Origin of the sequence: Kitasatospora aureofaciens (assembly GCF_001188955.3) — a bacterium.
In the GTDB taxonomy this organism is placed as follows: Bacteria; Actinomycetota; Actinomycetes; order Streptomycetales; family Streptomycetaceae; genus Kitasatospora; species Kitasatospora aureofaciens.
The window spans coordinates 75,601-93,845 of sequence record NZ_JPRF03000097.1 but is presented as its reverse complement, the minus strand read 5'-3'; the positions used below and the strand labels follow the sequence as shown (position 1 = coordinate 93,845).

The following is an 18,245-nucleotide window of genomic DNA, read 5'->3' as shown; positions in this document are numbered from 1 at the left end:
GGGACGACGACTCCCCGATGACGAGGAACGAGGAGAAGAGCATGAAGGTGCTGGTGGCCGGGGCCGGGATCGGCGGCCTCTGTCTGGCGCAGGGACTGGTCCGGGCCGGGATCGACGTCCGGGTCTTCGAGCGCGAACCCGCCGCGGACAGCCGCTACCAGGGCTTCCGGATCGGCCTGGACGGGCCGGGGATCGCCGCGCTGCGGGAGTGCCTGCCGCCCCGGCTGCACCCCCTGCTGGAGGCCGTCACCGGCCCGCTTGCGGGCGCACGGCGGCTGGTGGACCGGCAGTTGAACGAGTTGCGGCACCTCAGCGCGACGGTCGACGGCACGGCCGCCGACCGGCACGTGCTGCGGCAGCTGCTGCTCGCCGGGCTGGGCGACCGCGTCGAGTTCGGCCGGGCCGTGACCGGCTACCGGGAGCGGGCGGACGGACGGGCCGAGGCCCGGCTCGCGGACGGCGGCAGCGCGGTGGGCGACCTCCTGGTCGGGGCGGACGGCGTGGGTTCGGCGGTCCGCCGGCAGTTGCTGCCCGGGGCCGAGGTCGTGGACGTCCCCGGCAACGCACTGCTCGGCCGCACGCCGCTGACCGAGCGCCTCGCCGCGCTGGTGCCGGGCTCCGGCACCCTGGTGCACGGCTCCGGCCTGAACCTGCTGGTCGGCCGGATGGAGTTCCGGCGCCCACCTCGGCTCGCCGCGGCCGAACTGGCACCGGAGGTGGAACTGCCGGACGCCGAGAGCTACTTGCGCTGGGTGGCGATGCTCCCCGAGCCGCTCGGCCCCGAGCCCGGGGAATGGGCGCAGGTGCGCGACCGGCTGCTCGGCCTGCTCGACGGCTGGCACCCCGACCTGGTCGAGCTCGTCCGGCAGTCCGACACCGGCAACAGCTCGCCGCTGACGATCCGCTACGCCGAGCCGGTATCCCACTGGGGCACCGGGCCGGTCACCCTGCTCGGCGACGCGATCCACGCCATGCCGCCGAGCGCCGGCCAGGGCGCCAACACGGCGTTCCGCGACGCCGCGCTGCTCTGCCGCTCACTCGCCGCCGTCCACCGCGGCGAGGCCGAACTCACCGACGCTGTCGAGGACTACGAGCTGCAGATGCTCGACCGCGGCTTCGCAGCGGTCGCCATGGGCCTGGACCGGCTCTCGGAGTTCACCCCGGCGCGCTGAAGCGGTCGCACCGCTACGCGCGGCAGCCTCCGGCCCGGGCCGGGTAGCGGACGCCCTCGGCAGGACCGCCTCGCGCGCCTCCGTGGGTGGTCACCTTCGCCGAGGTCCCCGCGCGCCCGGGGACCTCGGCGACTACCCGGTGCCGCGGGCCGCAAACGGCGGGCGCCCGGCAGGCGGACGGCCCGGCGCGTGGGGCAGCGGGCGGACGACGCCGACGTTTCACCGCGCCCGCCCGGGTTAGCCGCTCCCCGGAGGAAACCCGAGGAGCCCACCGAGGAACGAGGCCGTCATGACCACCGCGTTCGGTTACTTCCTGTCCTGCGAGGAGTTCACCCCCGCCCAGCTGGTCGAGCAGGCCGAGCTGGCCGAGCGGGCCGGCTTCACCCGGCTCGCGATCTCCGACCACTTCCACCCGTGGAACGACGCCCAGGGCAGCAGCCCGTTCGTCTGGGGCGTGATCGGCGCACTCTCCCAGGTCACCCGCCTGCCGGTGACCACCCTGGTCACCTGCCCGACCGTACGGCTCCACCCCGCGGTCACGGCCCAGGCGGCGGCCACCGCCGACGTGCAGCTGGCCGGCGGCCTGCGGCTGGGCGTGGGCACCGGGGAGGCGCTCAACGAGCACGTCCTCGGCGACCGCTGGCCGCCGTTCGACGTACGGACGGAGATGCTGGAGGAAGCCGTCTCGGTGATGCGCGAGCTGTTCACCGGCAGCCTCGTCTCGCACCGCGGCACCCACTACACCGTCGAGAACGCCCGGCTCTACACCCCGCCGAAGGAGGGCCGCCTGCCCGTGTACGTCTCGGCGTTCGGCCCCAAGGCGGCCGAGGCCGCGGCGGAGTACGCGGACGGACTGGTCACCATGTCCCCCGACACCGAGCTGATCGGGCGTTACCGGGCGGCGGGCGGCAACGGACCGGTGATCGGCGGGGTGAAGGTGTGCTGGTCGACCGACCGCGAACGGGCGGTCAAGACCGTCCACCGGCTCTGGCCGAGCGAGCTGCTGCCCGGCGAACTCGCCCAAGTGCTCCCCACTCCCCGGCACTTCGAGCAGGCGACCGAACTGGTGACGGAGGAGATGGTGGCCAAGGCGGTCACCTGCGGCGACGACCCCCAGGAGCACCTGGACCGGCTGCGCGGCTACGTCGACGCGGGCTTCGACGAGGTCTACGTCGGCCAGATCGGCCCGGACCAGGAGGGCTTCTTCGACTTCTACCGCGAACACGTCCTGCCCCGAACCGCCTGAGGGAGACTCACTTGACGGCCTTCCCGCCCCGCAGCCTGCGCGAGTACGCCCTGCTCGCCGACGGCGAACGCGGCGCCCTGGTCGGACCGTCCGGCGAGGTCGCCTGGCTCTGCGCGCCCCGCTGGGACTCCGAACCGGTCTTCGCGGGACTGGTCGGCGGCACCGGCGAGTACGCGGTGACCCCGGTCGGCCGGTTCGTCCCCGGCGGCTACTACGAGGACCGCGGGCTGGTCCGGCGCGGCCGGTGGATCACCGAGCAGGGCATGGTGGTCTGCCGGGAGGCCCTCGCCCTGCCCGCCGACCCGCACCGGCTGGTGCTGCTGCGCCGCGTCGAGGCCGACTACGGCCCGGTCCGCCTGCGGCTGCGGCTGGCGGCCGGCACCGGCTTCGGCACGGACCGCCCGCACCCTCCCCAGCGGACGGCGAACGGCTGGACGATCCGCGCCGGGCGGCTGCGGCTGCGCTGGACGGGCGCCGCGGCGGCCCGCCCCGGACCGGACGGATGCCTCGCCACGGAGGTCGCCCTCGCCCCGGGTGAGCGGCTGGACCTGGTCCTGGAGGTCTCCGACCACGGCCTGGACGGGCCGCCGCCGGACCCCGAACGGTGCTGGCGGGCCACCGAGCACGCCTGGCACGCCGCCGTGCCGGACCTGCGGCACACCTACGACGAGCGCGACGCCCGCTTCTCGTACGCCGTGCTGCTCGGCCTCACCTCCCCCGCCACCGGCGGCATGGTGGCCGCGGCCACCACCAGCCTGCCCGAACGCGCCGAGGAGGGCCGCAACTACGACTACCGCTACGTCTGGATCCGCGACCAGTGCCTGGCCGGCCAGGCCGTCGCCGCCTGCGGGCCCGACCGGCTCCTGGACGACGCCGTACGGTTCACCACCGCGCGGCTGGAGGAGGACGGGCCGCGCCTCGCCCCCGCCTACACCGTGACCGGCGGGAAGGTGCCGGACCAGCACACCGTCGACCTGCCCGGGTACCCGGGCGGCCACGACCAGGTCGGCAACCAGATCACCCGGCAGTTCCAGCTGGACGCCTTCGGCGAGGCCCTGCTGCTGTTCGCGGCCGCCGCCCGGCACGGCCGGCTCGATCCGGAGTCCCGCCGGGCGGCCCGTACGGCGACCGCGGCCATCGCCGCCCGCTGGCGCGAACCCGACGCCGGCATCTGGGAGTTGGAACCCCGCCTGTGGACCCACAGCAGGCTGATCTGCGCTGCCGGGCTGCGCGCGATCAGCCGCCCCGAGGTGGCCGGGCCAGCCGGGCTCTCGGACGGGCTCGCGGCCGAGTGGAGCGCGCTGGCCGACCGGCTGTCCGCCCGTGCCGCCCGCCGCGCCCTGCACCCGTCCGGCCGCTGGCAGCGCTCCCCCAACGACCCGGCGGCCGACATGTGCCTGCTGCTACCGCCGGTGCGCGGCTGGCCGCCCCCCGACGACCCGCGCACCGTCGCCACCCTGCGGGCCTGCCGCGAGCAGCTCACCGACGGGCACTACGCCTACCGCTTCCGGCACGACGAACGCCCGCTCGCCGAGGCCGAGGGCGCGTTCGTGCTCTGCGGCTTCCTGATGGCCCTCGCCGAGCACCAGCAGGGCGACGCCGTCGAGGCCGCCCGCTGGTTCGAGACCACCCGCGGCCTCTGCGGCTCGGCAGGCCTGTTCTCCGAGGAGTACGACATCGCCCAGCGCCAGCAGCGCGGCAACCTGCCTCAGGCGTTCGTGCACGCCATGCTGCTGGAGTCCGCGGCCCGGCTGGCCCAGTAGGGCGGGCGTCAGCCGACCGGCGGGTGCAGCCGGTAGACGGCGAAGGCACGGCCGATGACGGGCTGGGCCACGTTGCGCACCCGCACCCCGCAGGCGGTCAGGCCGCGTTCGGTGCCCAGGTGCGCGTGGCCGTGCAGGGCAAGGTCGGCGCCGGCCCCGTCGATCGCCTCGGCGAGCAGGTAGCTGCCCAGGAACGGGTGGATCTCCGTCGGCTCCCCGGCCAGGGTGTCGGGGACGGGGGCGAAGTGGGTCAGGGCGATCCGCAGGTCGCAGCCCTCGGCCGCGAGCCGGTCGAGGGCGGTGCGCAGCCCGTCGGCGCACTCGCGGCTGTGCCGGACGAAGGCCTTCATCTCGGGTTCGCCGAACTCGCCGGCGCTGCGGCCCGCGAAACCGCCGCCGAAGCCCTTGGTGCCGGCCACGCCGACCAGCGTGCCGTCCACCCGGACGGCGGTCGAGCTGCGTTCCAGCACCTGGACGCCGTGCGAGGCCAGGATCCGGGTGACCTCCTCCGGCCGGCCGGCGTCGTAGTCGTGGTTGCCGAGTACGGCGATCACCGGCACGGGCAGTCCGCCGACCTCCTCCCCCACCACCGCGGCCTCCTCGGGGGTGCCGTGCCGGGTGAGGTCACCGGCCAGCAGGAGCACGTCCGCCAGCTCGTCCAGGGTGGCGAAGGCGGGCCGCAGCAGACCCCGGCTGTCCGGGCCGAGGTGGATGTCCCCGACCGCGGCGACCCGGATCACGGCAGGTCCTCCGCCCAGGTCGGCGGCCGGTCGTCGGCCAGCACGATGTCGGTGTGCACCTTCAGTCCGTCCATGACCTCGGCGACGATGCGCTCGACGGCGGCGCGCCGCTCCTCGCTCGGCACGGTGCCGCGTACCGTGACGTGGCTGCCGTGCAGTTCGATCCGCAGGCCCAACTCGCCGACCTCGTCGTCGGCGAGGCGGTCGCGCAGATGGGCGAGCCGGTACTCGGCCTCGTCGGATCCGGTGGCGTCGGCGGCGGTCATACGGCGGCCTCCTCGGGCTCGATCACCTGGAGCCGTTCCAGGAGGTACAGGAAGGCGGCGGGCATCGGCTGCTCGCCGCGCTCCGCCCGCAGCCGCCGCCAGTCGATCTTCTCCCGCAGCGGCCGTACCACCGAGAGCGCCGCCCCGAAGTCGCAGTGGTGCTCGGAGAAGGCGGCGAGCAGGCCGCTGACCAGGTCGGTGGCGGAGAGCACCGGCATGCGCACGGAGTCCACCGGCAGCACCTCGGCGCGGTCCAGCAGCTCCGAGGTGACCGGCCGCTTGGCGAGTTCCAGGATCAGGTCGACGTCCTGGCCCAGGCAACGGGCCTTGATCAGCCAGTCCTCCGGGGGCAGGAAGACCTGGAGCCCGGCCTCGCGCAGGGTGTGGGTGACGGCCTCGGCGTCCTCGCGGCGGATGCAGAAGTCGGCGTCGTGCTGGAGCCGGACGTCGGCACCGTGGGCGTAGGCGGCCACCCCGCCCGCCAGCGCGAACGGGTGGTCCTTGGCCTTCAGCAGCGAGCCGATCCGCTTCGCCGCCTCCAGGATCGCCTGCGCCCGGTCGGGCGGCAGACGGCCCCCGGGCTCGTCCAGCGGCCAGCCGTCCGGCTCCGTCCGGGCCGTGCGAGGCAGATCGGGGTGTTCGGCGTGCCGGTCCATCGCGGCCTCCTCCGTGGGATCCGTTCGGGACGCTCCCACGGGTACCCCGCCCAGGGGAGTTCACTCCGCCCCGGTTCGGGGCGGCTCAGGCCGGTGGGCGGCCCAGCAGGCTGCGGTCGAGGTCGGCCAGCAGTTCGGCGGTGTCCCGGTGGACCTCGGCGGCGCCCGCGCCGAGGAGTTCCCGGGTGTCGAAGCCGCCGCTCTCCACCGCGACGCACGGGACCCGGGCGCGGCCGGCCGCGGTCACGTCCCACACCGTGTCGCCGATGAAGACGGCGTGCTCGGGCTCGGCACCCGCACGGTCGAGGGCGGCGCGCACCAGGTCGGGGGCGGGCTTGGTGGCCTCCACGTCGTCGGCGGAGGTGACCGCGGTGATCGCCTCGTCGGCGTCGAGCGCGCGGCGCAGCACCGCGAGTTCCCGCTCGGACGCGGAGCTGGCGAGGACGACCGCCCAGCCGCGGTCGGCGCAGGCGCGCAACAGGTCGGCGGCGCCCGGCAGTGGCTGGATGTGGGGCCAGAACCGGGCGTAGAGGGCGGCGTGGGCGGCGGTGATGCCCTCGTCGTCGCCGTGGTCCCGCTCGGTGCCGAGCAGGTGGTCGAGGAGTTGGTCGGAGCCCATGCCGATGGCCCGGTGCACCCGGGCGACGGGCAGGGTGCGGTCGTACTGCCACAGGGCCTCCCACCAGGCGAGGGCGTGGAAGTACGTGGTGTCGAGCAGGGTGCCGTCGACGTCGAAGAGCGCCGCCGCGGTGGTCGTCATGGTCTTCAGTCCTTTCCCTTGCGCCGGAGCCGGAGCGGAAGCCGGGGCCGGAGCCGGCGCCGGGGCATCACGAAGGTGCCCGCAGTCCGGAGCGTTCGCCCGCCGCCAGCAGCCCGGCGGCCCGGTCGACCAGGGCCATGATGGTCAGCGCCGGGTTGGCGCTGCCCTGGGTGGGCAGCACGCTGCCGTCGGTGATCAGCAGGTTGGGCACGGCGAAGGTGCGCAGCCGGTGGTCGACGACCCCGGCGCGCGGGTTGTCCGCCATCCGGCAGCCGCCGACCAGGTGGGCGTAGCGGTCGATGGTGATGACCTCGCTGGCGCCGGCGGCGCGCAGGATGGACTCCATCACCCCGCGGGCGGCCTTGATCAGCATCCGGTCGTTGTCGCACTGGGAGAAGGCGAAGTTGGCGACCGGCAGTCCGTAGCGGTCGGTCTGCTCGGCGAGGGTGATCCGGTTGTCCGGCTGGGGCAGCAGTTCGGCCATGGCGCCGAGGGTGGCCCAGTGGACGTAGTCGGAGAGGTACCTGCGCAGGTCGGCGCCCCAGTGGCCCTGGGCGACGACGTGCTCGGCCCAGGTGATGGGCAGCGGGGAGATGTTCTGGATGGTGAAGCCGCGCTTGTACGGCTTGTCGGGGTCGGTCTCGTAGTACTGCTCGGTGGAGACCTCGGGCGGCGGGGCCTTGTGGGCGCGGATCTCCTCCTCGAAGCGGCCGGAGGTCTGCGGGGCGCCCTGCACCATGACGTAGCGGCCGACCAGGTCGTGGTCGTTGCACAGGCCGTCGGGGAAGCGCGGGCAGGCGGAGTTGAGCAGCAGCCGCGGGGTCTCGATGGCGTAGCCGGCGACGGCGACGGTACGGGCGAGCTGGAGGTGCTCGCGACCGTTGTGGAAGTAGCGGACGCCGCGGGCGAGTCCGTCGGGGCCGAGTTCGACGGCGGCGGCCATGCAGTCGGCGCGGATCTCGGCGCCGTGGGCGAGGGCGTCGGGGACGTGGGTGATCAGCGGGGAGGCCTTGGCGTTGACCTTGCAGCCCTGGAGGCAGAAGCCCCGGTAGATGCAGTGCGGGCGGCGGCCGAAGCGGCCGTTGGTGATGGCGACCGGGCCGACCCGGGCCTGGATGCCGAGGGCGGCGGCGCCGCGCAGGAAGATCTCGCCGTTGCCGCCGACGGGGTGTGGCGGGTGCGGGTAGGGGTGGGGGTCGCCCCAGGGCCAGTACTGGCCGGCGACGGGGAGTTCGTACTCGACGCGGCGGTAGGAGTCGCGCAGGTCGTCGTAGTCGACCGGCCAGTCGGCGCCGACGCCGTCGAGGCTGTGGGTGCGGAAGTCGGAGGGGTGGAAGCGGGGCGCGTAGCCGGCGAAGTGGACCATCGAACCGCCCACGCCGCGGCCTGAGTTGTTGGAGCCGAGCGGTACCGGGTCGCTGCCCGAGATGAGTCGGGGCTCGGTCCAGTACAGGTGGTGGGAGGCGGCCTCGTCGCTGACCCAGTCGGTGAGCGGGTCCCAGAACGGGCCGGCCTCCAGCACCACGACGCTCCAGCCCCGGCGGGCCATCCGCTGGGCCAGCGTGGAGCCGCCCGCGCCGCAGCCGACGATCAGCAGGTCGACCTCGTCGGAGTCCGCGTAGCGCCGCATGTCGCGCCGCAGGGTGTGGTCGAAGCCCTGGCCGTCCTCGGGCAGCAGCCAGGCGGAGGCGTTGGTGCGGCGGACCTCGCGCTGGGCGGCGGCGTTGGCCCGTACGGTTCCCGCGGCGGCACGCAGCCGGGAGTGCCGACCGGGGTCGGTGGCGGGGGGCACGGGGTGGGGCGGCTCGTCGTCGGGGGGCCGGGGCGGGCTGGAGTGGGCGTCGGCGACCTCCCAGGGTTCGCGCTGGTCCGTGCCGAGGCGCAGGTAGCCGCGCGGGTGGGCGGGGCCGCCGAAGCCGATCTCGTTCCAGGCGGTGGGGTGGGAGTAGTACGCGGTGCAGGCGTACCTGGTCCACAGGCTCCAGACGTGCTTGGCGGGCATGCCGTGCCAGTGCTCGCCGGTGAGTTCCTGGACCCGCCCGATCAGGGCCCGCTGCTGGACCTCGCTGAGCGCGGCGAAGGGGCCGTCGGCCTCCTCGTCGAGGGCGTGCAGTGAGCGGCGCCAGGCCTCGTCGTCCATCGGCATGTCGGCGTAGTGCCAGCCGTCGGTCTCCAGTTCGGCGAGCCGGGCGTCGATCGCCGGCAGCAGCGGGACGTCGGGGTGGTCGAGCAGCTGGTCGAGCAGGGCGCGGGCGGTGGCCTCCTCGGCGGGGGTGAAGAACCTGAGCGGTGGCTGGGGGCCGGTGCGGGCGACCACGACGGCCGTCGTCTCGCGGTCCCAGTACCGGGCCTGGGAGAGCACGTCGAAACCGGGGAAGCGGGGCTCAGGCATCGGGCGACTCCCGGCGCAGTACGGCGGCCACCAGGCCCATCCCTCCGACGAAGCTCATCAGCAGCGGCGCGAACAGCGGCGGGCCCATCTCGACGTTGTAGCGGGCCATTTCCCAGCCGCCGGGCTTCTCGGCGATGCCGCGCACGTGCAGCCAGGTGCCCTGCAGGCCGTTGGCGACTATGGACGCGGAGGCGACCGGCAGCAGGGTGCGCGCGGCCCGGGGGCTGAGCGCCCCGGCCACCCCGGCGACGGCGCCGACCGGGCCGAGCCAGACCGGCCACCACATGACGCGGTTGCCGAAGCCGGCCCGGTCGTGCTCCAGGTAGATCTCGGCGGCGGTGATCACCGAGCCGACGCCGGTCGCGAGGGCGAGCGAGCGCTGGAAGCGCCCGGTGCGGACGTTGCGCAGCACCAGGCCGGTGCCCCGGCGGAGCGGGTCAGTGATGGCCATGCCGGCCTCCGAAGGACGGCAGCAGCTCCTGGAGCTTCGCCTTGAACCCCTGGCGGACCATCGCCGTGCGGTCGGCGTCGCCGCGCAGCACGGACGCCGCGGCGGCCTGGATCTGGTCCCAGGTGGCGTGCGGCGGGATCGGCGGGACGGCCGGGTCGGTGCGCAGTTCCAGGACGAACGGGCGGTCCGCGGTGAGCGCGTGCTGCCAGCCGCTGGGGACGTCGCCCGGCGAGAGGGCGCGTTCGGCGCCCAGGCCGAGGGTACGCGCGAAGCCCGCGTAGTCGATGTCGGGCAGCTGCTGGGAGGGCAGGAAGCTCGGGGCGCCCTCCATGGCCCGCATCTCCCAGGTGACCTGGTTGAGGTCGCGGTTGTTGAGCACCGCCACCACCAGCCGCGGGTCCTCCCACTGCTGCCAGTACTTGGCGATGGTGATCAGCTCGGCGAGGCCGTTCATCTGCATCGCGCCGTCGCCGACGATGGCGATGGCGGGCCGGTCGGGGTGGGCGAACTTGGCGCCGATCGCGTACGGGACACCGGGGCCCATGGTGGCCAGGGTGCCGGACAGCGAGCCGCGCATCCGGCCGCGGAAGCGCAGGTGGCGGGCGTACCAGTTGGCGGCGGAGCCGGAGTCGGCGCTGACCATGACGTCGTCGGGCAGCAGGTGGTCGAGGGCGTGGATCGCGTACTCGGGGTTGATCGGGTCGGCCTCGACCCCGGCGCGCCGCTCCATCACCTCCCACCAGCGCTCGGTGTTGTCGCAGATGGTGCGGTACCAGTCCCGGTCCTCCTTGCGGACCAACAGCGGCAGCAGCCGGTCCAGCGTGCGGGCGGCGTCGCCGACCAGGTTGACCTCGTACGGGTAGCGCATCCCGACCATGAACGGGTCGAGGTCGATCTGCACGGCCCTGGCCTGCCCGAACTCGGGCAGGAACTGGCTGTACGGGAAGGACGAGCCGATGGTCAGCAGGGTGTCGCAGTCGCGCATCAGCTCGTACGAGGGGCGGGTGCCGAGCAGGCCGATCGACCCGGTGACGTAGGGCAGCGTGTCGGGCAGCACGTCCTTGCCTAGCAGCGCCTTGGCGACCCCGGCGCCGAGCAGTTCGGCCGTCTGCTGGACCTGCCGGCGGGCGCTGCGGGCGCCCTGGCCGACCAGGATGGCGACCTTGCTGCCGGCGTTGAGCACGTCGGCGGCCCGGCGCAGCTCGTCGTCCTCGGGGACGACCGTCCACTGCGGGGAGCCCAGGCTGGAGGGCACCATCTTGAAGGCGTGCTCCGGCGGACTGTAGTCCAGCTCCTGGACGTCGGCGGGCACGATCACGGCGGTGACGGTGCGGCGGGCGGCGGCGGTGCGCATCGCCCGGTCGAGCACGTTGGGCAGCTGCTCGGGGACGGTCACCATCTGGCAGTACTCGGCGGCGACGTCCTTGTACAGGCTCAGCAGGTCGACCTCCTGCTGGTAGGAGCCGCCCATCGCGCTGCGGTTGGTCTGCCCGACCAGGGCCACCACCGGCACGTGGTCCAGCTTGGCGTCGTACAGCCCGTTGAGCAGGTGGATCGCGCCCGGGCCCGAGGTGGCCACGCACACTCCGGTGCGGCCGGAGAACTTGGCATAGCCAACGGCCTCGAAGGCGGCCATCTCCTCGTGCCGGGCCTGGACGAAGACGGGCTTGTTGTCGGCGCGGCCCCAGGCCGCGAGCAGTCCGTTGATGCCGTCGCCGGGATAGCCGAAGACGTACTGGACGTCCCAGGCGCGCAGTCGTTCCAGGATGTGGTCGGAAACCTTCGGGGACACGGTGCTCCTCCTTCAGCCCTTCACACGACAACCCCCCGCAGCGCGAGTAACCGCTGCGGGGGGTCGGAAACACCCGGCGCGGGGAAAGGTCATTCCTCCTCGGCCGTCTGGTCTGCCCAGCCCGGCGCGTCCCGGTCCTCGAGCTGCTCGCGCAGCCGGGTCAGCGTGGCCGAGAGCAGCCGGGAGACGTGCATCTGGGAGACGCCGATCCGCGCGGCGATCTCGGACTGGGTCCGGCCCTCCCAGAAGCGCAGCTTGAGCACCGTCTGCTCGCGCTCGGGCAGTTCGGCGAGCAGGGGGCGCACGGCGGTGCGGAAGTCGGCGAGTTCGATGCCGGGGTCGCAGCCGCCGAGGCGGTCCAGCATCGCGCTGCCGCTCTCGTCGGTGTCCTGGTCCCGCAGCGCGTCCAGCGAGCTGGGGCGGTAGACCCGGCCCGCGACCAGGCCCTCGGTGGCCTGCTCGACGCTCAGGTGGAGATCCTGGGCGATCTCCTCCGGCTGCGGGAGGCGGCCGAGCTGCTGTTCGAGCCGGTCCGAGCCGCGGGCCACCGTCAGGTACAGCTCCTGCATGCTGCGCGGCACCCGGACCGGCCAGGAGGTGTCCCGGAAGAAGCGCTTCATCTCGCCGGCGATGGTGGGGATGGCATAGGTGACGAACTCGACGCCGCGCTGCGGGTCGTAGCCGTCGACGGCCTTGATCAGGCCGATCGTGCCCACCTGGAGGATGTCGTCCATGTCCTCGGCCCGGTGCCGGAAGCGGGCCGCGATGAACCGCACCAGCGGCATGTTCAGTTCGATGATCGTGCCGCGGACATAGCTGTACGCGGCGCTCTCCCGAGCCAGCCCGGACAGCCGCTCGAACAGTGCGTCGCTGATTTCCCGCGCCTCGGTCTTGCCCATCGCGCGGAGTTCGGTCTTGGTGGGTCTCGGCGGCAGGTCGGGCGGGGTGCCCGAGGACAGGACGGTTTCCTGCCCGCCGTGCGGAGCTGTTTCCAGAGGGGTGGACACGTGTCCTCCTCGACCTCGGGACGAACGCCCGACGACGCCCACGGGCTCTCGCCCGTACGTCGGGGGGCTCTTTCCCAGGACCCGGGCCCGGTTTCGAGGGGCGAGGTCCCGATGGCACCCGGTCCGGGTGCCGGGCGGCGTTCGTCCGGCGAACCGCCGCACGGTTGTTCTACCCGACATACGACATGGAATTCGCGTTTTAGGAAGGTTTCTTCCGATTCATCCGGGTAACGAGCTCAGGCAACGACCCGACCACGGAGAGGAGGGGCCGCCATGCCCCGAGGATCCAGCCCCAAGCGGGAACGCCAGTACGAGCACATCAAGGACAGTGCGCTCGACCGGGGCGAGAGCGAGAAGCGGGCCGAGGAGATCGCCGCCCGGACGGTCAACAAGGAACGCGCCCGGCACGGCGAGTCCAAGACGGCGAGCCGCACCTCGACCCACGACATGTCGTCCGGGCGGCGCGGCGGCCTGCGCTCCCACAAGGGCGCCGGCGGTCCGACCTACGACCAGCTCTACAACGAGGCCAAGCACCGCAACATCAAGGGCCGTTCGAAGATGAACAAGGGCGAACTGGCCCACGCGCTCGGCCGCTGAGGTGCGAAATGACCGTTCCCACGCCCCCTGATCCGGACACCCAGCCGATCCCCCACCCCAACCCGGCGCCCCGGCCGGGCGAGGGCCCCGACCCGGTGCCTCCGCCCATCCCGCCGTTCCCGGACCCGTCCCCCTACCCGGACCCCGACCCGGCACCGCCGCCGCTACCGCACCCCGGTCAGCGGTAGCGTCTTCCGCCCGCGGCTCCATCCCGCTCGACGGCTTCAACCCCCCCGGTTGAAGCCGTCGAGCCGTACGTGCCGGTCCAGCGGCGACCCGACCTCCAGCCAGACCAGCTTGCCCCCGTCGTCGGGCGCCGCGCCCCAGGCGCGGGCCAGCCGGTCGACCACCCGCAGGCCGTGCCCGCCCGGGCGACTCGGATCAGCGGCCCTGGCCAGCCGCGGCAGCACGGGGCTGGCGTCCACGACCTCCACCCGCAGGCGCACGCCGTCCCAGTCCAGGCGCAGCTCGCGCGGGCCGCCGGGGGCGTGCAGACAGGCGTTGGTGACCAGCTCCGAGACCATCAGCAGGACGTCCTCCGCCCTGGCCCGCTGCTCCTCGTCGTCGGCGGGCAGCCAGTGCCAGGACCGCAGCGCCGCCCGGCTGAACTCACGGCTGCGCTGCACCGCGCCCGCGCTGCCCTCGAAGGCGAGCCGCCTGGTCTCCCCGGCGGCCGCCGCCCGCCCTCGCCCGGTGGGATCCATGCCGGGCCTCCTAGACCGGGCCCGGCGGAGCGCCCGGTCGCGCCGACGACACTTCCCCCGACGGCTGTTCGGGCTCGGGCCACTGCTCGCGTTCCGACTGCGGTTCGGACGCCGACGGCGCATCGGACGCCGCCGCCGGCACGCGACCGGGCGCGGCCAGCGCCGCCCCGAGATCGGGATGGATGCGTAGCACGGTGTCGGCCCCGGTGACCGCGAACAGCCGCGCCACGGCCGGACGCAGGCCCGCGAGTTCCAGGCGCAGCCCGACGGCCTCGGCGTCGAGGCGGGCGTGCAGCAGGATGTTGAGCCCGGTCGAGTCGCAGAACCCCAACTCCCCCAGATCGAGCACGATCCGCTCGATGCCGTCCTCGACCGGACGGACCAGCGCGCCGCACAGCCCGTCCGCCGAGTCGTGGTCCAGTTCCCCCGCGACGTGGACGATCCGCACCGGCCCGTCGCGGTCAACCGCGACCCAAAGGCCCCCGGCTGCGGGCCACCCCGCGGCTCCGGCCGGACCGTCGGCCCGGCGCGCCGGTCGGGACGGCGGCGAGCCGCCCCGACCACCGTGCCGCGCGCGGCGGGCGGTCGAGTACTCCGGGGCCGTGCCGGGTGCGGCCGGGCAGGCCACCCGCTCCTCGTCCATGCGCAGCGTTTGCCCCGCCCGGTCGCGGCTACACGCGCCGACGGGAGGAGGTGGAGGCGATCACCATGGCGGCGACGAACACCGGCCCCGACGGCCACGGTCCCCGGCCCCGCGTCGGCCGCCACGAGTCGCCCGAGGAGCGGGCCGACCGGCGCTGGACAGACCTGCTCCAGGAGGTCAGGGTCGCCCAGACCGGCTCGCAGATCCTCTTCGGCTTCCTGCTGAGTGTCGTCTTCATGCCGCGCTTCTCCCAACTCGGCGGTTTCGACCGGGGCCTGTACGTGGCCACGGTCGTCCTGGGGGCGCTCGCCACCGGCTCGCTGACCTCCCCCGTCGCCTACCACCGGATCTTCGCCGGGCGTCGCCTGAAACCCCAACTGGTCGACGCCGTCGCCAGGTTGGTCGCCGTCGGCCTGGTGCTGCTGGCCCTGACCATCAGCTCGGCCCTGCTGCTCCTGCTGCGGGTGGCGACCAACTCGTCGGTCTCCGCCTGGATCACCGCGGGCGTCATGCTGTGGTTCGCGTCCTGCTGGCTGGTGCTGCCCGTCTGGCACCTCTACTGGCACGACGGCCGCAGCCCCCGGGCCCCGGACGATCCGGACGATCCGGACTGCGACGACCATTCCCACCCGCGACGCGACCACCCGTGACACGGCCACCCGCCCCGACGTTTCGGTGCCGGAGGCCTGGCAAGACGCCCGCCATGAGGACCCGTACGCATTCCGAGCCCCGAACCGTTGTCATCACCGGCGCCACCGCCGGAGTCGGCCGGGCCTGCGTCCGGGCGTTCGCCACCGACGGCAACCGGCTGGTGCTGGTCGCCCGTGGCGTCGCCGGGCTGCGCGCGGCTTCCGCCGAGGCCCAGGTCGCCGGATCACCGGTGCGCACCATCCTGGCGGACGTCTCCGACCCCGAGGCCTGCGAGGCCGCAGCCGCCCGCGCCGAAGCGGAGTTCGGGCCGATCGACGTCTGGGTGAACGACGCCTTCGTCTCGGTGTTCGCTCCGTTCACGGAGATCAGTCCCGAGGAGTACCGCCGGGTCACCGAGGTCACCTACCTCGGCTACGTCAACGCCACCCGGGCCGCGCTGAAGCGGATGCTGCCGCGCGACCACGGCACGATCGTGCAGGTCGGCTCCGCGATCGCCTACCGCGGCATCCCGCTCCAGACCGCCTACAGCGGCGCCAAGCACGCCATCCAGGGCTGGCACGAGGCACTGCGCTGCGAACTGCTGGCCAGCAGGACGGGCGTGCGGGTGACCATGGTCCAGCTGCCGGCGGTCAACACCCCGCAGTTCGACTGGGTGCTCAACCGGCTGCGCGGCCAAACCAGGCCCGTCGCGCCCGTGGCCCAGCCCGAGGTGGCCGCCCGCGCCGTCCGCTACGCCGCCGACCACCCCCGGCGCCGCGAGTACTGGGTGGGCGGCAGCACCGCGGCCACCCTGATCGCCAACGCCGTCGCCCCCGGCCTGCTCGACCGCTACCTGGCCCGCACCGGCATCGACGCCCAGCAGGACCAGGGTCGGCGGAATCCGGAGGACCACGCCAACCTCTGGGCCCCGAGCGACGCCTCCCACGACCACGGCGCGCACGGCCGCTTCGACGAGGAGTCCCACGAACGCAGCGCCCAGCTCTGGGCCTCCCAGCACCACGGCCTGCTCGCCACCGGCGGCGCGGTCCTGGTCGGCGCCGCCGTCCGCGCACTCGCGCGGAAGCGGTGACCGGCGGCGGTGCGCCGACCGGCCGCCATGGACCCGGCGACGGCACTGCGGCGGATCGCCTTCCTGCTGGAGTGGAACGACGCCTCGCCCTACCGAGTACGGGCCTTCCACACCGCGGCCGACGCGGTCCGGGCGCTGCCGCCCGGGCCGGTGGACGCCGCCCGGGCCCGCCGGCTGCCGGGCGTCGGGCCGGTCACCGCCGAGGTGATCGCCCAGGCCGCCGCCGGCGTCACCCCGACCTACCTCACCCGGCTGGAGAGCGCCGCCGGACCGGCCGCCCGGGCCGGGTGGGAGCTGGCCTCGGCCGCGGCGGGCGACTGCCACCTGCACTCCGACTGGTCCGACGGCGGCCACCCGATCGAGGAGATGGCCGAGGCCGCCCGCGCGCTCGGCCACCGCTGGGCCGTCCTCACCGACCACTCGCCCCGGCTCACCATCGCCCACGGCCTCAGCCCGGAACGGCTGCGGCGCCAACTCGACGCGGTCGCGGCCCTCAACGCCGAGGACGGTTCGTTCAGGCTGCTCACCGGCATCGAGTGCGACATCCTGGAGGACGGCTCGCTCGACCAGGAGCCCGAACTGCTCGGCCGGCTCGACGTGGTGGTGGCCTCCGTGCACTCCAAACTGCGCTCGGACCCGGAGCCCATGACGGCCAGGATGCTCACCGCGGTCAGCAACCCGCGCACCAACGTGCTCGGCCACTGCACCGGCCGGATCGTCACCGGCCGGGGCCGACCGCCCTCCCGGTTCGACGCCGAGGCCGTCTTCGCCGCCTGCGCCGCGGCCGGGACGGCCGTGGAGATCAACTGCCGCCCCGAGCGCCGCGATCCACCCGACGATCTGCTCCGACTGGCCGTGGACGCGGGCTGCCTCTTCGCCGTCGACACCGACGCCCACGCCCCGGAGCAGCTCCACTGGCTCACCTCCGGCTACGCCCGGGCGGCCCGCTTCGGCCTCGGCGCCGAACGGCTGGTCACCACCTGGCCGCGCGAGCGGCTGCTCGCCTGGGCGAACCCGGCCGCCGGCTGATCACCCCGCCACGTCGGACGACTCGACGCCGCGGGTCACCCGGACGCGCCGCCCCGCACCCGCCGCCGGCCAGGGCCGTGCGGGTCGCTACTGGGTCAGGCCGGTCCGTCCGGTGGGGCTCGTCACGCTACGGCGGGTGCCCGGGCTGGCCCGTCCACACCCCGGGGTTTGCGGGCGGGGTGGTCGGACACACGCGCCGGCGTCGGACTACCCGGAGCGGGGAGTCGGGCTTCCCGAACGAGGAGTCGGACCTACCGGAGCGAGGAAGGGTGCGGGCGATGGGTGTGCTGGCCGGACGGACGGCGCTGGTGACCGGCTCCTCCCGCGGGCTGGGGCTGCTGATCGCGGGTGAGCTGGCGCAGCGGGGCTGCAGGGTGATGCTCTGCGGCCGGGACGAGCTGGGCCTGGAGCGGGCGCTGCGGCAGTTGGGCGGCCTGCCGGGCGAGGTGGCCGCCACGGCCTGTGACCTGATGGACCCGCAGGCGCCGGAGCAGTTGCTCGCGGCCGTGCGGGAGCGCTTCGGGGCCGACGTGGACCTGCTGGTCAACAACGCCGGTCTGATCCAGGTCGGCCCGTTCTCCGCCGTGCAGGAGCAGGACTTCCGGCGGGCGCACGAGTTGATGACGATGGCACCGCTGCGACTGGTCCAGGCCGTGCTGCCGCAGATGCGGGCCCGCGGCTCGGGCTCGATCGTGATGATCAGCTCGATCGGCGGCCGGATCCCGGCGCCGCACCTGCTGCCGTACGTCGCCGCCAAGTTCGCGCTCACGGGCCTCTCGGAGGGGCTGGCGGCGGAGCTGGCGCCGTACGGCATCCGGGTGACCACCGTGCTGCCGGGGCTGATGCGCACCGGCTCGCACACGGCCGCCGAGTTCGCCGGGCAGGCGGGCAGCGAGTACGCCTGGTTCGCGACCGCCGCCTCCATACCGCTGGTGTCGATGGACGCCCGGCGGGCGGCCCGGCGGATCGTCCGGGCCGTCGAGGGCGGGCGGCGCGAGCTGGTGCTGACACCGCTCGCCAAGGCCGCCGTGCTCGCCCACGGCGTCGCTCCCGCCACCACGAACCGGCTGCTCGCCCTGACCGCGCGGCTGCTGCCGTCGGCCGGCGCCGCACCGGAGCACGGCGTACCGGGCGTGCGGGCCGCCTCCCGGCACCGGCCGGGTGGCCCGGTCCACCGGCTGACCACCCTCGGCCGGCGGGCGGGGCGGGCCCACAACGAGCCCACCGCGTCCTGAGGCGGATCGGGGGGTGTGGAAGTGCGCTGCGCGGGCACACGCGGCCCGAGGGGCCACGACCCGCCCCGCCGT

The 18,245-nt window shown here is 74.4% G+C and carries 18 protein-coding genes; 8 read left to right on the top strand and 10 right to left on the bottom strand.

Annotation, left to right across the window (positions count from 1 at the left end; translation table 11 throughout):
- Positions 1-17: 17 nt before the first annotated feature.
- From HS99_RS39265 to HS99_RS39255, 3 genes are all read left to right on the top strand, one after another.
- Positions 18-1,172 (top strand): FAD-dependent oxidoreductase, encoded by a 1,155-nt coding sequence (locus HS99_RS39265; RefSeq protein WP_094742968.1) that lies wholly within the window; start codon positions 18-20, stop codon positions 1,170-1,172.
- 289 nt (positions 1,173-1,461) lie between these two features.
- Positions 1,462-2,418, top strand: a complete 957-nt coding sequence (locus HS99_RS39260) for a TIGR03557 family F420-dependent LLM class oxidoreductase (RefSeq protein ID WP_030289650.1) — start codon at positions 1,462-1,464, stop codon at positions 2,416-2,418.
- Positions 2,419-2,429: 11 nt separating this feature from the next.
- A complete protein-coding gene (locus HS99_RS39255; protein ID WP_063738032.1) occupies positions 2,430-4,181 on the top strand; it encodes a glycoside hydrolase family 15 protein in 1,752 nt (583 codons plus the stop codon).
- An 8-nt stretch (positions 4,182-4,189) separates the two neighbouring features.
- Here the strand turns inward: HS99_RS39255 and HS99_RS39250 are convergent, their stop codons facing one another.
- The 8 genes from HS99_RS39250 to HS99_RS39215 form a co-directional block, all read right to left on the bottom strand.
- On the bottom strand, positions 4,190-4,921 hold the full coding sequence (locus HS99_RS39250) for a metallophosphoesterase family protein (RefSeq protein WP_030289652.1): 732 nt from the start codon (positions 4,919-4,921) through the stop codon (positions 4,190-4,192).
- Positions 4,918-5,187 (bottom strand): BON domain-containing protein, encoded by a 270-nt coding sequence (locus tag HS99_RS39245; RefSeq protein WP_030289653.1) that lies wholly within the window; start codon positions 5,185-5,187, stop codon positions 4,918-4,920. Before HS99_RS39245 ends, HS99_RS39250 begins: the two co-directional genes overlap by 4 nt.
- The gene (locus HS99_RS39240) at positions 5,184-5,843 is read right to left on the bottom strand and encodes a nucleotidyltransferase family protein (protein WP_030553788.1); all 660 of its coding nucleotides are present in this window, start codon (positions 5,841-5,843) and stop codon (positions 5,184-5,186) included. The genes HS99_RS39245 and HS99_RS39240 overlap by 4 nt, the downstream gene beginning before the upstream one ends.
- A gap of 85 nt (positions 5,844-5,928) precedes the next feature.
- Entirely contained in the window at positions 5,929-6,603 is a 675-nt protein-coding gene (locus tag HS99_RS39235; protein WP_030553787.1) for an HAD family hydrolase, read from the bottom strand.
- A gap of 67 nt (positions 6,604-6,670) precedes the next feature.
- Positions 6,671-8,995 (bottom strand): GMC family oxidoreductase, encoded by a 2,325-nt coding sequence (locus HS99_RS48075; RefSeq protein WP_078968648.1) that lies wholly within the window; start codon positions 8,993-8,995, stop codon positions 6,671-6,673.
- Positions 8,988-9,446, bottom strand: coding sequence for a hypothetical protein (locus HS99_RS39225; protein ID WP_030289819.1), 459 nt, complete (start codon positions 9,444-9,446; stop codon positions 8,988-8,990). Before HS99_RS39225 ends, HS99_RS48075 begins: the two co-directional genes overlap by 8 nt.
- Positions 9,433-11,238: a thiamine pyrophosphate-requiring protein gene (locus HS99_RS39220; protein ID WP_030553783.1), complete on the bottom strand. Its 1,806-nt coding sequence runs from the start codon at positions 11,236-11,238 to the stop codon at positions 9,433-9,435. Before HS99_RS39220 ends, HS99_RS39225 begins: the two co-directional genes overlap by 14 nt.
- A gap of 89 nt (positions 11,239-11,327) precedes the next feature.
- Complete coding sequence (locus HS99_RS39215) at positions 11,328-12,245, bottom strand: SigB/SigF/SigG family RNA polymerase sigma factor (RefSeq protein WP_232790747.1); 918 nt, start codon at positions 12,243-12,245, stop codon at positions 11,328-11,330.
- A 273-nt stretch (positions 12,246-12,518) separates the two neighbouring features.
- Between HS99_RS39215 and HS99_RS39210 the strand changes: the two genes are divergently transcribed.
- On the top strand, positions 12,519-12,842 hold the full coding sequence (locus tag HS99_RS39210) for a hypothetical protein (protein ID WP_030289826.1): 324 nt from the start codon (positions 12,519-12,521) through the stop codon (positions 12,840-12,842).
- A 224-nt stretch (positions 12,843-13,066) separates the two neighbouring features.
- Here the strand turns inward: HS99_RS39210 and HS99_RS39205 are convergent, their stop codons facing one another.
- Positions 13,067-13,546 carry an ATP-binding protein gene (locus HS99_RS39205; RefSeq protein WP_046385808.1) on the bottom strand — a complete coding sequence of 160 codons (480 nt, stop codon included), beginning with the start codon at positions 13,544-13,546 and terminating at the stop codon, positions 13,067-13,069.
- 10 nt (positions 13,547-13,556) lie between these two features.
- Complete coding sequence (locus HS99_RS39200; RefSeq protein ID WP_063738031.1) at positions 13,557-14,189, bottom strand: STAS domain-containing protein; 633 nt, start codon at positions 14,187-14,189, stop codon at positions 13,557-13,559.
- Between the two features lie 65 nt (positions 14,190-14,254).
- On the opposite strand from HS99_RS39200, the gene HS99_RS39195 reads away from it, so the two are divergent.
- From HS99_RS39195 to HS99_RS39180, 4 genes are all read left to right on the top strand, one after another.
- On the top strand, positions 14,255-14,839 hold the full coding sequence (locus HS99_RS39195) for a DUF6328 family protein (RefSeq protein ID WP_046385810.1): 585 nt from the start codon (positions 14,255-14,257) through the stop codon (positions 14,837-14,839).
- A 53-nt stretch (positions 14,840-14,892) separates the two neighbouring features.
- Complete coding sequence (locus tag HS99_RS39190) at positions 14,893-15,909, top strand: SDR family oxidoreductase (RefSeq protein WP_030553776.1); 1,017 nt, start codon at positions 14,893-14,895, stop codon at positions 15,907-15,909.
- Positions 15,910-15,936: 27 nt separating this feature from the next.
- Positions 15,937-16,938: a PHP domain-containing protein gene (locus HS99_RS39185; RefSeq protein ID WP_030289836.1), complete on the top strand. Its 1,002-nt coding sequence runs from the start codon at positions 15,937-15,939 to the stop codon at positions 16,936-16,938.
- A 278-nt stretch (positions 16,939-17,216) separates the two neighbouring features.
- Complete coding sequence (locus HS99_RS39180) at positions 17,217-18,173, top strand: SDR family NAD(P)-dependent oxidoreductase (RefSeq protein WP_037831225.1); 957 nt, start codon at positions 17,217-17,219, stop codon at positions 18,171-18,173.
- The last annotated feature ends 72 nt before the right edge of the window (positions 18,174-18,245 follow it).

Bases quoted from the DNA above. Each gene is read 5' to 3' on its own strand.
- HS99_RS39205 (WP_046385808.1), bottom strand. From the start codon at position 13,546: ATGGATCCCACCGGGCGAGGGCGGGCGGCGGCCGCCGGGGAGACCAGG.
- HS99_RS39180 (WP_037831225.1), top strand. From the start codon at position 17,217: ATGGGTGTGCTGGCCGGACGGACGGCGCTGGTGACCGGCTCCTCCCGC.
- HS99_RS39225 (WP_030289819.1), bottom strand. From the start codon at position 9,446: ATGGCCATCACTGACCCGCTCCGCCGGGGCACCGGCCTGGTGCTGCGC.
- HS99_RS39260 (WP_030289650.1), top strand. From the start codon at position 1,462: ATGACCACCGCGTTCGGTTACTTCCTGTCCTGCGAGGAGTTCACCCCC.
- HS99_RS39190 (WP_030553776.1), top strand. From the start codon at position 14,893: ATGAGGACCCGTACGCATTCCGAGCCCCGAACCGTTGTCATCACCGGC.
- HS99_RS39195 (WP_046385810.1), top strand. From the start codon at position 14,255: ATGGCGGCGACGAACACCGGCCCCGACGGCCACGGTCCCCGGCCCCGC.
- HS99_RS39245 (WP_030289653.1), bottom strand. From the start codon at position 5,187: ATGACCGCCGCCGACGCCACCGGATCCGACGAGGCCGAGTACCGGCTC.
- HS99_RS39240 (WP_030553788.1), bottom strand. From the start codon at position 5,843: ATGGACCGGCACGCCGAACACCCCGATCTGCCTCGCACGGCCCGGACG.
- HS99_RS39200 (WP_063738031.1), bottom strand. From the start codon at position 14,189: ATGGACGAGGAGCGGGTGGCCTGCCCGGCCGCACCCGGCACGGCCCCG.
- HS99_RS39265 (WP_094742968.1), top strand. From the start codon at position 18: ATGACGAGGAACGAGGAGAAGAGCATGAAGGTGCTGGTGGCCGGGGCC.
- HS99_RS48075 (WP_078968648.1), bottom strand. From the start codon at position 8,995: ATGCCTGAGCCCCGCTTCCCCGGTTTCGACGTGCTCTCCCAGGCCCGG.
- HS99_RS39235 (WP_030553787.1), bottom strand. From the start codon at position 6,603: ATGACGACCACCGCGGCGGCGCTCTTCGACGTCGACGGCACCCTGCTC.
- HS99_RS39210 (WP_030289826.1), top strand. From the start codon at position 12,519: ATGCCCCGAGGATCCAGCCCCAAGCGGGAACGCCAGTACGAGCACATC.
- HS99_RS39185 (WP_030289836.1), top strand. From the start codon at position 15,937: ATGGACCCGGCGACGGCACTGCGGCGGATCGCCTTCCTGCTGGAGTGG.